The organism is Streptococcus sp. F0441, assembly GCF_000314775.2.
In the GTDB taxonomy this organism is placed as follows: Bacteria; Bacillota; Bacilli; order Lactobacillales; family Streptococcaceae; genus Streptococcus.
Genome location: NZ_KB373321.1, coordinates 1,880,964 through 1,895,149 on the forward strand (window position 1 = coordinate 1,880,964; position 14,186 = coordinate 1,895,149).

Sequence of the window (14,186 nt, forward strand, 5' to 3'; positions counted from 1 at the left end):
AGACTCAAAATAAGAAGAACTCCCTTGACAAGCATCATCTATCATTACTTTAAGAAATTACTTGAAAAAAAGAGGCTAGGATTCTCCTAACCTTTTTTCTTTATGCTTTATTCTGCCAAGGCACCCATTGGATCCCATGGTGCGAGCACGATTGGTTCTGCTTCATAGGCAGCTCGTTCTTCTGCTGTCAGCAATTCTTTGCGAACAACGATTTGGTAAGTGTATTCGTCCATCCAAGCGTCTGAAGCAACAAAGTACCCATCGGTACCGACCTTGTCTCCCCATGAGTTTTCAACCTTCCACTTGGTTGACTTGCCATTTTCATCCAAATCCACACCTGTCAAGACCATGGCGTGGGTCATCAAACTTTCGCTGTAGTCCAAACGTCCAGCTTTGTCTTGAGTGAGTTGAATATCCATGCTTGATTCAAAGTCATAAACATCTGTCGCAAGGATTCCAGCTTTGCGGTTGCTAAGTTGGCCGACATCTGAACCAAACCAAACAGTTTCACCTGTTTGCATTTGGGCAATCGCCAATTCTTTCAAGCGTTCCATTGGAACGTTGATGTAGCGAACTGCACGGCTACCAACCACATTTCCTAACATCTCAACTGTGTAAGATTTGCCGTAAGGCTTGTCAGCAGTTGGAGCATTGATAACAGAAACGTAGTCTTCTAGAGGAAGATTGACATATTTCTTGTAAAACTCTTGTGGCGTAATCCCCTTTTCGCTTTGGTAGTTATCATCCTTATCGCGATAAGCAAAGTCAAATTTACGTGGTGGAAGTCCTAGTGACATAGCAAGGAAGTTAAAGATTTCTTGCAAGAGTTCTTCTTTCTTAGCTTGAACAGTCGCTTGGTCTGCACCAGAAGCGAGCAAGTCACGCAAGATTTGAGCATCTTGACGAAGCAATTTGTTAAGGATGGCATTGAGCTCACGGCTGCTGCTAGATGAAACGGACTCAGGATAAACGGACTTGGGAACGACACCATATTTCTCAAAGAGGGCAACGACCATATCCCATTGTCCACCGTCTTGTTGAGGTGTTTGGAGTAGGAAGCTAACCTTGCGACTGGTCAAGTCTTGGTCTGCAGTCGCAATCACTTGCTCCAAGAACCAGTTGGATTTCTCGTACTTGTCCCAGAAGAATGTGTGAGCTTGTGACAATTCAAAGTTCTCCAGTTTGTATTGAGAGATGAGTTTGTGGCGGAAGGTGTTGAGAGCTGCAAACATCCAGCAACGACCAGACGCTTTCTGGTTAGTAACCTTGTCCTTGGTCAAATCCAATGAGAAAACAGGTGTGTTGTCTACATGGCTTTGACGACGTTCTAGAGCTGCAAAAATTCCATTATGGCTGACAGCATTTTCGATCGCTTGGTATTTGACATTTGCTTCATAGTTGGCAAATAGTTTATCTGTAAATGATTCTTGAATCGCGTTCATAGATTCCTCCTTTTATTCTACTGTCTATTATAACTCTTTTCACAAAGGAAGCAACTGAAAAACGAAAAAGGCAGGGACATTCTCCTCACCTTTTCTAGCATAAATTAAATTAAGCAATACTCGCAAGGAGAACCTCTAACTCCTCCTTGGTCAGGCGACGCCATTCTCCTCGTTCTAAGTTCTCGTCCAAGGCTAAAGTTCCCATCGTCAAACGTTGTAGGTCCACCACTTCCTTACCACAGTAGGCCACCATTCGTTTGACTTGATGAAACTTCCCTTCAGCAATGGTTACACGAACCAAACTTTGATTTTTTTCTGGATATACCGATACAAGCTCCAGTTTAGCCAGCTGACAGGTAAAGTCTTTGAGCGGAATGCCCTTGGCAAATGTCTCCACATCTTCTTGGGTCATAATTCCCTTGACTTGAGCCAAGTAAGTTTTATCTACATGACGCTTGGGCGAGAGAAGGGCATGGGCAAGCTGACCGTCATTAGTCAAGAGCAAAAGACCATGCGTATCAATATCCAAGCGTCCCACTGGAAAGACTTCCTTGGTCCGCGCAAAGTCATCCAACAAATCCAGAACTGTTCTATGCTTGGTATCTTCAGTTGCTGAAATGACCCCTTGAGGCTTGTTCATCATATAGTAAACAAATTCTTCATACTGGAGTTGTTGACCATCAAAGTAAATCTGGTCTCTTTCTTCGTCAATCTGCAGTTTAGCTGATTTTTCTTTCTTGCCATTAACTGTCACGCGCCCAGCCTTGAGCAAGTTTTTAACCTCTGTCCGGCTGCCAATAGCGCAGACCACTAAAAATTTATCTAATCTCATAGAACTATTATATCATACTCAAAAGGAGGCTGGCGCAAGTGACCAACCTCCTTTTTTCTAATTTTTCAAGAAACTAACTTCCTCGTCTCCAGAAAATCGCTAAGACAATCATAGCTCCTAAAATAGCTGGGATAATGGCCGTTCCTGCTATAATTGGACCCCAAGTTCCAAAGAGCAGGTGGCCCAGAAAGGCACCAATCCAGCCGAGAAACATTTTCCCAAAGCATCCCATGCTCTCTCCACGATTGGTTAAAGCACCTGCCAAGAATCCCACTAGGAGACCAACAAACATACTTCCAAGCATAACTTCTCCTTAAATTGCCCAGTCTCCATTACGGAAGAGAGGTACACGTGTTCCATCCTCACGGATACCATCGATATCCATTTGACTAGAACCAATCATAAAGTCAACGTGAACATCTGAACGGTTAAGTCCTGCAGCTTCAAGCTCTTCTTCGCTCATCTCTGCACCACCAACAACGCTGGTCGCATAGGCGGCACCGATAGCCAAGTGGTTTGAGGCATTTTCATCGAAAAGGGTATTAAAGAAGGTAATGCCTGACTGAGAAATTGGACTTGGATCTGGTACCAAGGCACATTCGCCCAAGGCACGCGCGCCTGCATTTTCAAAGACAAGGTCTTTCATAACCTGATCACCCTTCTCAGCAGTGATATCTACGATTTGTCCATCCTTAAAGGTCACTTTAATGCCTTCAATGATGTTTCCATTGTAACTAAGCGGTTTTGTAGAGGTAACATAACCATCTGCACGACGGAAGTCAGGCGCTGTGAAGACTTCCTCTGTCGGCATATTTGGCAAGAACCCTTCTCCCTGTGCATTGACAGCACCAGCCGATTCCCAAACGTGGTTCTTTGGCAAACCAAGTGTCAAATCTGTCCCTGGTGCTGTGTAATGAAGGGCTGAAAATTGCTCCTTATTAAGCATATCTGCCTTGCTCTTGAGGATGGCTGCATGTTCTTCCCAAGCCTTAACGGGATTTGCTTCGTAGACACGGCAAGTTTTGAAGATTTGGTCCCAAAGGAGATCAACTGCTTCTTCATCGCTCGCAGCATTTGGAAAGACTTTCTTAGCCCACTCAAGTCCAGCAGCGGCCGCCACTGTCCAGCTAACCTTGTTGGATTGAGTTGCGATACGCATTGGCTTCATGGCAAGTCCCATCGCTTTAGCAGAAGCTGAAAGCTTGTCAGCGTCCACACCGTTCAAGGCACCTGGATCAGAAGAACGAACCCCAAGACGGCTAGCCTTGTTCTCCAAGAGATAGTTCATCTCAGCAATCTTGTATTCTGGCACATTATCCAGGCGCTCCATCGGCGCGTGGAGGAATTTCTCACGATTGATCACATCATCTGTCCACTGAACGATGACCTCATGCGCACCCAAGGCATAGGCTTCCTTCACGATCAGATGAGCCAACTCGCGTTGCTCCACATCGATAGAGAGAGCCAATGTGTGACCAGGTTGCACGTTAATTCCGTTCGCAACCAACAATTTCGCATATTTTTCTAGATTTTCTTTAAAATTTGGTAAAACCATTCTATTCTTCCTTTTCTATTTTTCTTTTAAAGCAGAAAACAATCCTGCTAAAGCAATGGCACCCGACAGAAGCACTGTCGATAGGATAATTGTTTCATCTGCCAGCTCTAGCTGATAGTCAAAAACCTTTTCAGCTGGTTTGTCTTCCGCAAAGATTCTAAGTTTCATAAAGATGTTCTCCGTTCTAATTCTTAAAACAAATCATCAAACAGACTCAACTGGTTATCCTCTGGCATATTGCCGAGAATTCCCATTTCATCCATCTTTTCAACTAAAGTTGAGGAAAGTCCACCACGCTTACGTAGTTCGGTTTTAGAGAGGAATTCTCCCTCTTGACGAGCGCGCACCAATTGCTTGGCAACGTTCTCTCCCAGACCATCCATTGCTACAAATGGCGGAATGAGGGTATCCCCATCGATGAGGAACTCTGTTGCCTGACTACGGTAGAGATCGAGTTTGCCAAACTTGAAACCACGTTCCCACATTTCATTGACAATCTCAAGAGTTGTATAGAGGTCAATTTCCACATTAGAGGCTTCATTGTTCTTCCGCTTTTCAGCAATTTCTTGCATCTTGCGCTTGATGGCATCCAAACCCGCCCCCATGGTCTTGATATCAAAAGCCTTGGCACGGATTGAGAAATAAGCACAGTAGTAATAAATCGGATGGTGAACCTTGAAGTAGGCCACACGCAAGGCCATCATAACGTAGGCTGCCGCGTGAGCTTTAGGGAACATATACTTGATTTTCCCACAAGACTCGATATACCACTCTGGCACCTTATTGGCCTTCATAGCCTCGATGTAACCATTTCGCTCCTCTTCGGAAATCTTTAGCCACATTCCCTTACGTACCCGTTCCATGATAGTAAAGGCCATCTTAGGTTCGAGACCTGCATGCATGAGGTAAACCATGATATCGTCCCGACAACCGATAACAGTTGATAGGTCCGCAATTCCTTGCTTGATCAGATCCTGGGCATTTCCCAACCACACATCGGTACCGTGGGACAGACCGGACAGCTGAAGCAACTCCGCAAAAGTCGTCGGATGCGTCTCATCTACCATCCCACGTACAAAGTTGGTGCCAAACTCTGGAATTCCCAACATACCCGTCGGAGTTCCAATTTGCTCAGGCGTCACCCCTAAAACTTCCGTTCCAGAAAAGAGAGCCATAACGCTTTCATCATCCATGGGAATTTCATTAGGGTCAATACCAGACAAGTCCTGCAATTTCCGAATCATGGTCGGATCATCATGCCCCAGTACATCAAGTTTGAGGACATTCTCATCGATATCGTGGAAGTTAAAGTGAGTCGTCTGCCATTCAGCCGTCATGTCATCTGCTGGATACTGAACGGGCGTAAAATCGTAAACATCCATGTAGTTCGGAATAACAACGATCCCCCCCGGATGTTGTCCTGTAGTCCGCTTGACACCAGCTGCACCTTGAGCGAGGCGTTCCACCTCTGCATCACGATAAAACTTCCCATAGTCTCTCTCGTAGCCCTTTACAAAGCCATAAGCGGTCTTGGCAGCCACCGTACCAACCGTTCCTGCACGGAAAGCATACTCCTCACCAAAGATATCACGCACATCCAAGTGGGCGCTAGGCTGGTCTTCTCCTGAGAAGTTCAAGTCAATATCGGGAACCTTATCTCCATCAAAACCAAGGAAGGTTTCAAACGGAATATCCTGTCCATTTTTGCTGAGTTTGTGACCACAGTTTGGACAATCCTTATTGGGCATATCAAACCCTGAACCATAAGAACCATCGGTGATAAATTCGCTGTATTGACACTTCCCACAGACATAGTGAGGAGAGAGAGGATTAACCTCCGTAATCCCAATCATAGTCGCAACAAAACTGGAGCCAACAGACCCACGAGAACCAACCAAGTAGCCCCTTTCATTAGAACGTTGTACCAGCATCTGGGAAGCCAGATAAATCACGGCAAATCCATTACCCAGAATAGAGGTTAATTCTTTTTCAATCCGCAAATCAACGATATCTGGCAACGGATTTCCATAAATCTCAAAGGCCTTCTTATAGGTCAGCTCAGCAACTGTTTCTTCCGCCTTGTCAATGAAAGGCGTGTACAAGTCACCCTTAACCACCTCAACAGGCTCAAAGGTTTCTGCCAAGGCATTGGTGTTTTCAATAACCAGTTTACGAGCCATTTCCTCGCCCAAAAAGGCAAATTCATCCAACATCTCATTGGTTGTTCGAAAATGAGCCTTTGGCAGAGGAGCTGGTTGGGCATGCTCACCATGACCGATGGTTCGGTTAATCATAGCCCCCTGCCCCAAACTACGGACGATAATTTCACGATAAATTTCTTCTTCTGGTTCGATATAGTGAACATTTCCCGTAGCCAGAACAGGTTTACCAAGACGGTCTCCGACCTCTATCAAACTCTTGATAATAGTTTGGAGTTCCTCCATATCCTTAACCTGCTCTTTAGCAATCAATGGTGCATAGATAGCTGGTGGCATAACCTCGATAAAGTCATAATACTTGGCCACCTCAACCGCCGCATCCACACCTTGGGAAACGACTGCGTCAAAAACTTCACCTTCAGAGCAAGCTGACCCTAAAATCAAACCTTCCCGATGAGCATCTAGAACTGTTCTCGGAATTCGTGGCACCCCTTCAAAGTACTTAGTATTGGACAACGAAACCAGCTTAAAGATGTTTTTTAGACCTACTTGATTCTTGACATAGATGGTCGCATGCTTGATCCGAGCTTTTTTATAAGAGTCTGGACTAATCAAATCAATATTTAGTCTAGCCAGATCAGTCACACCATGTTTTTCTGCTACATCCTTGATAAAGATAAAGAGCAAACGACCAGTAGCTTCCGCATCGTAGTTGGCCATGTGGTGGTGGTCCAGTGCCACACCAAAACGCTTGGTCAAAGGCCCCAAACCATGACGTTTATACTCAGGATAGAGATTTCTAGCAAACTCGAGCGTATCAATAACTGGCTGGCTAATCTTAGGCAAACCATGACGCTCATAGTTGGCATTCATAAATCCAACGTCAAAGGTAGCATTGTGGGCGACTAAGACTGTATCCTTGCAAAATTCTTGGAATTCTTGTAAAACTTGTTCCAGTGGTTTGGCATTTTTGACATGGTCATCTGTAATTCCAGTCAACTCAGTAGTAAAGGCTGACAAGGGATATCCAGGATTGATAAATTCATCAAATTCGGCAATAACATTTCCCTTATACATCTTAGAAGCCGCAACCTGAATCAAGTCATTATAGATGGCTGAAAGTCCCGTCGTTTCCACGTCAAAAACCACGTAGGTTGCTTCTGACAAATCCATCTCCACTTCGTTGTAAACGATAGGAACACGGTCTTCAACGATATTGGCTTCCATTCCATAGATCAGCTGAATTCCAGCTTTCTTAGCTGCCTTGTAGCCATGTGGGAAAGACTGAACGTTTCCATGGTCCGTGATGGCAACCGCCTTGTGTCCCCACTTTGCAGCTGTCGCAATGATTTCCTCTACTTCTGGCAGAGCATCCATGGTCGACATATTAGTATGAGCATGAAACTCAACCCGACGCTCACCTTCTGGCATCAAATCCTTCCGCTCATAGTGAACAACTTCCTGCACATCCTGCACGTTCATTGTCAAATCGCGTGTGAAGTTATTCATCTCTACATTCCCACGAACACGAAGCCAAGAATTTTTCTTAATGATGTCAAACTTCTGAGCCTCTTCTTCATTCTTAACCCATTTTTGCATTGAAAAACTTGAAGTGTAGTCCGTCATTTTAAAGTTAATCAAAACGCGACCAGTTCTGGTCACCTTATGCTCCACATCAAAAACGACCCCTTCAAAGACCAAACGATTTTCCTCAGTCGTCACATCAATCATCTGGGTAACTTCAGCCTTATCCAATTTTGGTTTTGCCGCAGCCTTTTTAGCCTGGAAATCAAAGGCCGACTTCTCTTCTACTGGAGGAGGAGTCATCTGTTCCAGTTGTTCCATAGCACGCAAAGCTTCTTCATTAGCAGCCTGAACGATTTGTTCATTCTCCGTATGGAAGGCTTCCTCCTGCTCCTGTGTAAGAGCATCATTCTTTTCGATTTGGCAGACAAAAGCTGGAAAACCAAACTTTTCAAGTTGCTTTGTTAAATTAGGAAGATGATTTTTCTTAAAGTGTTCCTTATCAATCACCTCTGAACCTTCAATAAAGAGCTGATTTCCCTCTGCACGAACTTGTAAATTCTGATAAAGAGACTTAAACCCTTGGCTAGCACATGGACCTTCAGAAAAAGCCTCCTTATAGTAGGCCTGCAAGAGTTCATTTGAAAATTCTTGAGAGAGAGCTTTGATTTCGAAAACAGCTTGATTCCCTGTCTTAGAAAATTCTTCACGAAGCCCTTTCTTTAACTCTAAAAAGATTTCAATCGGTAAAATATTAGAAAATACAAAATGAAATTCCCAAATCTTACTAATCTTATGAACCACAACACGCTCAATACTTGCATTAACAAGAGCAGGATCCTGTCTCAATTGATCAGAGACTCCTATTTGATTCATTAAAATTTCAAACTTACTTGACATCCAATTTCCTCACATTATTCTCTTACTATTTTACCATAATTAAAGAAAATATATAGTCACTACCATTCCTTAAACCCTGCTAGTTTTCCTAAATTCGGCTCTATAATATTTGTAGTGGGTAAATCCCCTATAGATATTATGGAGCCTATTTTGTTGTAGAAAAAAGTCCCATATGATCTATAATGAAAAGCGACCAAACCATCATTAGAAAGAATCATATGGAACCATTACATTTTATCACAAGACTACTCGATATCAAAGACTCTAATATCCAAATTATGGATGTTGTTAATAGAGATACACACAAGGAAATCATCGCTAAACTGGACTACGACGCACCATCTTGTCCTGATTGCGAAAATCAAATGAAGAAATATGACTTCCAAAATTCCTTACCTTGAAACAACTGGTATGCCTACTAGAATTCTCCTTAGAAAGCGACGTTTTAAGTGTTATCAGTGTTCGAAAATAGCGGTCGCCGAAACCTCTCTCGTCAAGAAAAATCACCAAATCGCGACCATCGTCAACCAGAAAATCACTCAAAAATTAATCGAGAAAGTCCTTATGACAGCTATTGCAGAAAGTCTATCTGTCTCTACTTCGACAGTCATTCGTAAATTGAAAGAATTCAAATTCAAGACAGATTTATCTTTTCTTCCAACCCACATGTCTTGAGATGAATACAGCTTCAAGAAATGATTTTCATAACTCCGAACATCAAAAAAGAAAGGACGAAATTCGTCCTTTCTAGATCTTAGCCGACTTCAACCCACTACAGTTGACAAAGAGCCACAAAAAAGAAGATTCTCAGAATCTCCTTAACACATATAAAAAAGATACCCTTAAGTATCCTCGTAATCGATCGGGAAGACAGGATTCGAACCTGCGACACCTTGGTCCCAAACCAAGTACTCTACCAAGCTGAGCTACTTCCCGCGTTAAATAAAAAAATGCACCCTAGAGGAGTCGAACCTCTAACCGCCTGATTCGTAGTCAGGTACTCTATCCAGTTGAGCTAAGGGTGCTCATCATTATATGCCGAGGACCGGAATCGAACCGGTACGATCGTTACCAATCGCAGGATTTTAAGTCCTGTGCGTCTGCCAGTTCCGCCACCCCGGCCTCTCTAAGCGAACGACGGGATTCGAACCCGCGACCCCCACCTTGGCAAGGTGGTGTTCTACCACTGAACTACATTCGCATCGACCTCTTATTCTATATAAAAAAATGCCGGCTACATGACTTGAACACGCGACCCTCTGATTACAAATCAGATGCTCTACCAACTGAGCTAAGCCGGCTGCTTTCTATTATGCGGGTTAAGGGACTTGAACCCCCACGCCGTTAAGCGCCAGATCCTAAATCTGGTGCGTCTGCCAATTCCGCCAAACCCGCAAATATGACCCGTACTGGGCTCGAACCAGTGACCCATTGATTAAAAGTCAATTGCTCTACCAACTGAGCTAACGAGTCTAAAATAACTTCCGTTATCTTAAACGGTCCCGACGGGAATCGAACCCGCGATCTTCGCCGTGACAGGGCGACGTGATAACCGCTACACTACGGGACCTATATGGGAGTTAACGGGATCGAACCGCTGACCCTCTGCTTGTAAGGCAGATGCTCTCCCAGCTGAGCTAAACTCCCTCGAGCTAAGCGACTTCCATATCTCACAGGGGGCAACCCCCAACTACTTCCGGCGTTCTAGGGCTTAACTACTGTGTTCGGCATGGGTACAGGTGTATCTCCTAGGCTATCGTCACTTAACTCTGAGTAATACCTACTCAAAATTGAATATCTATCAAATAATTAGAAAACCTCACGCTTCGTATCCTCAGTTACTTTGGATAAGTCCTCGAGCTATTAGTATTAGTCCGCTACATGTGTCGCCACACTTCCACTTCTAACCTATCTACCTGATCATCTCTCAGGGCTCTTACTGATATATAATCATGGGAAATCTCATCTTGAGGTGGGTTTCACACTTAGATGCTTTCAGCGTTTATCCCTTCCCTACATAGCTACCCAGCGATGCCTTTGGCAAGACAACTGGTACACCAGCGGTAAGTCCACTCTGGTCCTCTCGTACTAGGAGCAGATCCTCTCAAATTTCCTACGCCCGCGACGGATAGGGACCGAACTGTCTCACGACGTTCTGAACCCAGCTCGCGTGCCGCTTTAATGGGCGAACAGCCCAACCCTTGGGACCGACTACAGCCCCAGGATGCGACGAGCCGACATCGAGGTGCCAAACCTCCCCGTCGATGTGAACTCTTGGGGGAGATAAGCCTGTTATCCCCAGGGTAGCTTTTATCCGTTGAGCGATGGCCCTTCCATACGGAACCACCGGATCACTAAGCCCGACTTTCGTCCCTGCTCGAGTTGTTGCTCTCGCAGTCAAGCTCCCTTATACCTTTACACTCTGCGAATGATTTCCAACCATTCTGAGGGAACCTTTGGGCGCCTCCGTTACCTTTTAGGAGGCGACCGCCCCAGTCAAACTGCCCGTCAGACACTGTCTCCGATAGGGATCACCTATCCGGGTTAGAGTGGCCATAACACAAGGGTAGTATCCCAACAACGTCTCCTTCGAAACTGGCGTCCCGATCTCTTAGACTCCTACCTATCCTGTACATGTGGTACAGACACTCAATATCAAACTGCAGTAAAGCTCCATGGGGTCTTTCCGTCCTGTCGCGGGTAACCTGCATCTTCACAGGTACTAAAATTTCACCGAGTCTCTCGTTGAGACAGTGCCCAAATCATTACGCCTTTCGTGCGGGTCGGAACTTACCCGACAAGGAATTTCGCTACCTTAGGACCGTTATAGTTACGGCCGCCGTTTACTGGGGCTTCAATTCATACCTTCGAGTTACCTCTAAGCACTCCTCTTAACCTTCCAGCACCGGGCAGGCGTCACCCCCTATACATCATCTTACGATTTAGCAGAGAGCTGTGTTTTTGATAAACAGTTGCTTGGGCCTATTCACTGCGGCTGACGTAAAGTCAGCACCCCTTCTCCCGAAGTTACGGGGTCATTTTGCCGAGTTCCTTAACGAGAGTTCTCTCGCTCACCTGAGGCTACTCGCCTCGACTACCTGTGTCGGTTTGCGGTACGGGTAGAGTATGTTTAACGCTAGAAGCTTTTCTTGGCAGTGTGACGTCACTAACTTCGCTACTAAACTTCGCTCCCCATCACAGCTCAATGTTATAGAATTAAGCATTTGACTCAATTCACACCTCACTGCTTAGACAGACACTTCCATTCGTCTGCTTTAGTTAGCCTACTGCGTCCCTCCATCACTACATACTCTAGTACAGGAATATCAACCTGTTGTCCATCGGATACACCTTTCGGTCTCTCCTTAGGTCCCGACTAACCCAGGGCGGACGAGCCTTCCCCTGGAAACCTTAGTCTTACGGTGGACAGGATTCTCACCTGTCTTTCGCTACTCATACCGGCATTCTCACTTCTATGCGTTCCAGCGCTCCTCACGGTACACCTTCTCCACACATAGAACGCTCTCCTACCATACCTATAAAGGTATCCACAGCTTCGGTAAATTGTTTTAGCCCCGGTACATTTTCGGCGCAGGGTCACTCGACTAGTGAGCTATTACGCACTCTTTGAATGAATAGCTGCTTCTAAGCTAACATCCTAGTTGTCTGTGCAACCCCACATCCTTTTCCACTTAACAATTATTTTGGGACCTTAGCTGGTGGTCTGGGCTGTTTCCCTTTCGACTACGGATCTTAGCACTCGCAGTCTGACTGCCGACCATAATTCTTTGGCATTCGGAGTTTATCTGAGATTGGTAATCCGGGATGGACCCCTCACCCAAACAGTGCTCTACCTCCAAGAATCTTTATGTCGACGCTAGCCCTAAAGCTATTTCGGAGAGAACCAGCTATCTCCAAGTTCGTTTGGAATTTCTCCGCTACCCACAAGTCATCCAAGCACTTTTCAACGTGCCCTGGTTCGGTCCTCCAGTGCGTCTTACCGCACCTTCAACCTGCTCATGGGTAGGTCACATGGTTTCGGGTCTACGACATGATACTAATGCGCCCTATTCAGACTCGGTTTCCCTACGGCTCCGTCTCTTCAACTTAACCTCGCATCATATCGTAACTCGCCGGTTCATTCTACAAAAGGCACGCTCTCACCCATTAACGGGCTCGAACTTGTTGTAGGCACACGGTTTCAGGTTCTATTTCACTCCCCTCCCGGGGTGCTTTTCACCTTTCCCTCACGGTACTGGTTCACTATCGGTCACTAGGGAGTATTTAGGGTTGGGAGATGGTCCTCCCAGATTCCGACGGGATTTCTCGTGTCCCGCCGTACTCAGGATACTGCTAGGTACAAAGACTATTTTAAATACGAGGCTCTTACTCTCTTTGGCTGATTTTCCCAAATCATTCTTCTATAATCTTTGAGTCCACTTTGCAGTCCTACAACCCCGAAGAGTAAACTCTTCGGTTTGCCCTCCTGCCGTTTCGCTCGCCGCTACTAAGGCAATCGCTTTTGCTTTCTCTTCCTGCAGCTACTTAGATGTTTCAGTTCACTGCGTCTTCCTCCTCATATCCTTAACAGATATGGGTAACAGGTAGTACCTGTTGGGTTCCCCCATTCGGAAATCCCTGGATCATCGCTTACTTACAGCTACCCAAGGCATATCGTCGTTTGTCACGTCCTTCTTCGGCTCCTAGTGCCAAGGCATCCACCGTGCGCCCTTATTAACTTAACCTTATTTTCTGACCTTTCAGTCATAAACTCTTTTAATACTACAGCGTTTCGGTTTATTTTCTTGTTACTATTTGATATAGATATTCAATTTTCAATGTGCATTACTTGGTGATCTCTCACCAATGGAGCCTAGCGGGATCGAACCGCTGACCTCCTGCGTGCAAAGCAGGCGCTCTCCCAGCTGAGCTAAGGCCCCACAAGACCTCTCAAGACTAAACAAGACCAATGCGCAGTTCCTTATCCTTAGAAAGGAGGTGATCCAGCCGCACCTTCCGATACGGCTACCTTGTTACGACTTCACCCCAATCATCTATCCCACCTTAGGCGGCTGGCTCCTTACGGTTACCTCACCGACTTCGGGTGTTACAAACTCTCGTGGTGTGACGGGCGGTGTGTACAAGGCCCGGGAACGTATTCACCGCGGCGTGCTGATCCGCGATTACTAGCGATTCCGACTTCATGTAGGCGAGTTGCAGCCTACAATCCGAACTGAGACTGGCTTTAAGAGATTAGCTTACCGTCACCGGCTTGCGACTCGTTGTACCAGCCATTGTAGCACGTGTGTAGCCCAGGTCATAAGGGGCATGATGATTTGACGTCATCCCCACCTTCCTCCGGTTTATTACCGGCAGTCTCGCTAGAGTGCCCAACTAAATGATGGCAACTAACAATAGGGGTTGCGCTCGTTGCGGGACTTAACCCAACATCTCACGACACGAGCTGACGACAACCATGCACCACCTGTCACCTCTGTCCCGAAGGAAAACTCTATCTCTAGAGCGGTCAGAGGGATGTCAAGACCTGGTAAGGTTCTTCGCGTTGCTTCGAATTAAACCACATGCTCCACCGCTTGTGCGGGCCCCCGTCAATTCCTTTGAGTTTCAACCTTGCGGTCGTACTCCCCAGGCGGAGTGCTTAATGCGTTAGCTGCGGCACTAAACCCCGGAAAGGGTCTAACACCTAGCACTCATCGTTTACGGCGTGGACTACCAGGGTATCTAATCCTGTTTGCTCCCCACGCTTTCGAGCC

The 14,186-nt window shown here is 45.8% G+C and carries 6 protein-coding genes, 10 tRNA genes, 2 rRNA genes, 1 pseudogene and 2 other annotated features; of the genes and pseudogenes, 1 reads left to right on the plus strand and 18 read right to left on the minus strand.

The window, feature by feature from the left end; translation table 11 throughout:
• Positions 1-107: 107 nt before the first annotated feature.
• The 6 genes from pepC to HMPREF9188_RS09320 all read right to left on the minus strand — a co-directional run bounded on the left by pepC (position 108) and on the right by HMPREF9188_RS09320 (position 8,412).
• A complete protein-coding gene (pepC, locus tag HMPREF9188_RS09290; protein ID WP_009730712.1) occupies positions 108-1,442 on the minus strand; it encodes an aminopeptidase C in 1,335 nt (444 codons plus the stop codon).
• Positions 1,443-1,551: 109 nt separating this feature from the next.
• A complete protein-coding gene (locus HMPREF9188_RS09300; protein ID WP_009730713.1) occupies positions 1,552-2,274 on the minus strand; it encodes a pseudouridine synthase in 723 nt (240 codons plus the stop codon).
• A gap of 73 nt (positions 2,275-2,347) precedes the next feature.
• Positions 2,348-2,578, minus strand: a complete 231-nt coding sequence (locus HMPREF9188_RS09305) for a GlsB/YeaQ/YmgE family stress response membrane protein (RefSeq protein ID WP_000901565.1) — start codon at positions 2,576-2,578, stop codon at positions 2,348-2,350.
• A gap of 9 nt (positions 2,579-2,587) precedes the next feature.
• A complete protein-coding gene (locus HMPREF9188_RS09310; protein WP_009730714.1) occupies positions 2,588-3,829 on the minus strand; it encodes an aminopeptidase in 1,242 nt (413 codons plus the stop codon).
• A gap of 15 nt (positions 3,830-3,844) precedes the next feature.
• Positions 3,845-3,997 carry a hypothetical protein gene (locus tag HMPREF9188_RS09315; protein WP_000776620.1) on the minus strand — a complete coding sequence of 51 codons (153 nt, stop codon included), beginning with the start codon at positions 3,995-3,997 and terminating at the stop codon, positions 3,845-3,847.
• 23 nt (positions 3,998-4,020) lie between these two features.
• Positions 4,021-8,412 carry a PolC-type DNA polymerase III gene (locus HMPREF9188_RS09320; protein ID WP_009730715.1) on the minus strand — a complete coding sequence of 1,464 codons (4,392 nt, stop codon included), beginning with the start codon at positions 8,410-8,412 and terminating at the stop codon, positions 4,021-4,023.
• Positions 8,413-8,630: 218 nt separating this feature from the next.
• On the opposite strand from HMPREF9188_RS09320, the pseudogene HMPREF9188_RS10035 reads away from it, so the two are divergent.
• A pseudogene (locus tag HMPREF9188_RS10035) lies at positions 8,631-9,084 on the plus strand (transposase family protein); the annotation flags it as partial.
• Between the two features lie 190 nt (positions 9,085-9,274).
• On the opposite strand, the gene HMPREF9188_RS09335 reads toward HMPREF9188_RS10035, so the two are convergent.
• From HMPREF9188_RS09335 to HMPREF9188_RS09390, 12 genes are all read right to left on the minus strand, one after another.
• Positions 9,275-9,348, minus strand: a tRNA-Pro gene (locus HMPREF9188_RS09335).
• Positions 9,349-9,363: 15 nt separating this feature from the next.
• A tRNA-Arg gene (locus HMPREF9188_RS09340) sits at positions 9,364-9,437 on the minus strand.
• An 11-nt stretch (positions 9,438-9,448) separates the two neighbouring features.
• Positions 9,449-9,534 (minus strand) — tRNA-Leu (locus tag HMPREF9188_RS09345).
• Positions 9,535-9,541: 7 nt separating this feature from the next.
• Positions 9,542-9,613: transfer RNA gene (locus HMPREF9188_RS09350), tRNA-Gly, on the minus strand.
• A gap of 27 nt (positions 9,614-9,640) precedes the next feature.
• A tRNA-Thr gene (locus tag HMPREF9188_RS09355) sits at positions 9,641-9,713 on the minus strand.
• 12 nt (positions 9,714-9,725) lie between these two features.
• Positions 9,726-9,807: transfer RNA gene (locus HMPREF9188_RS09360), tRNA-Leu, on the minus strand.
• 5 nt (positions 9,808-9,812) lie between these two features.
• Positions 9,813-9,885 (minus strand) — tRNA-Lys (locus HMPREF9188_RS09365).
• Between the two features lie 24 nt (positions 9,886-9,909).
• A tRNA-Asp gene (locus HMPREF9188_RS09370) sits at positions 9,910-9,982 on the minus strand.
• A 4-nt stretch (positions 9,983-9,986) separates the two neighbouring features.
• Positions 9,987-10,059 (minus strand) — tRNA-Val (locus tag HMPREF9188_RS09375).
• A gap of 4 nt (positions 10,060-10,063) precedes the next feature.
• Positions 10,064-10,179 (minus strand): 5S ribosomal RNA (gene rrf / locus HMPREF9188_RS09380).
• A gap of 76 nt (positions 10,180-10,255) precedes the next feature.
• Positions 10,256-13,157: ribosomal RNA gene (locus HMPREF9188_RS09385) — 23S ribosomal RNA — on the minus strand.
• A 122-nt stretch (positions 13,158-13,279) separates the two neighbouring features.
• A tRNA-Ala gene (locus HMPREF9188_RS09390) sits at positions 13,280-13,352 on the minus strand.
• A 64-nt stretch (positions 13,353-13,416) separates the two neighbouring features.
• Positions 13,417-14,061: a sequence feature (16S ribosomal RNA rRNA prediction is too short), on the minus strand.
• 4 nt (positions 14,062-14,065) lie between these two features.
• Positions 14,066-14,181, minus strand: a sequence feature (16S ribosomal RNA rRNA prediction is too short).
• Positions 14,182-14,186 lie beyond the last annotated feature (5 nt).

Bases quoted from the DNA above. Each gene is read 5' to 3' on its own strand.
- pepC (WP_009730712.1), bottom strand. From the start codon at position 1,442: ATGAACGCGATTCAAGAATCATTTACAGATAAACTATTTGCCAACTAT.
- HMPREF9188_RS09300 (WP_009730713.1), bottom strand. From the start codon at position 2,274: ATGAGATTAGATAAATTTTTAGTGGTCTGCGCTATTGGCAGCCGGACA.
- HMPREF9188_RS09305 (WP_000901565.1), bottom strand. From the start codon at position 2,578: ATGCTTGGAAGTATGTTTGTTGGTCTCCTAGTGGGATTCTTGGCAGGT.
- HMPREF9188_RS09310 (WP_009730714.1), bottom strand. From the start codon at position 3,829: ATGGTTTTACCAAATTTTAAAGAAAATCTAGAAAAATATGCGAAATTG.
- HMPREF9188_RS09315 (WP_000776620.1), bottom strand. From the start codon at position 3,997: ATGAAACTTAGAATCTTTGCGGAAGACAAACCAGCTGAAAAGGTTTTT.
- HMPREF9188_RS09320 (WP_009730715.1), bottom strand. From the start codon at position 8,412: ATGTCAAGTAAGTTTGAAATTTTAATGAATCAAATAGGAGTCTCTGAT.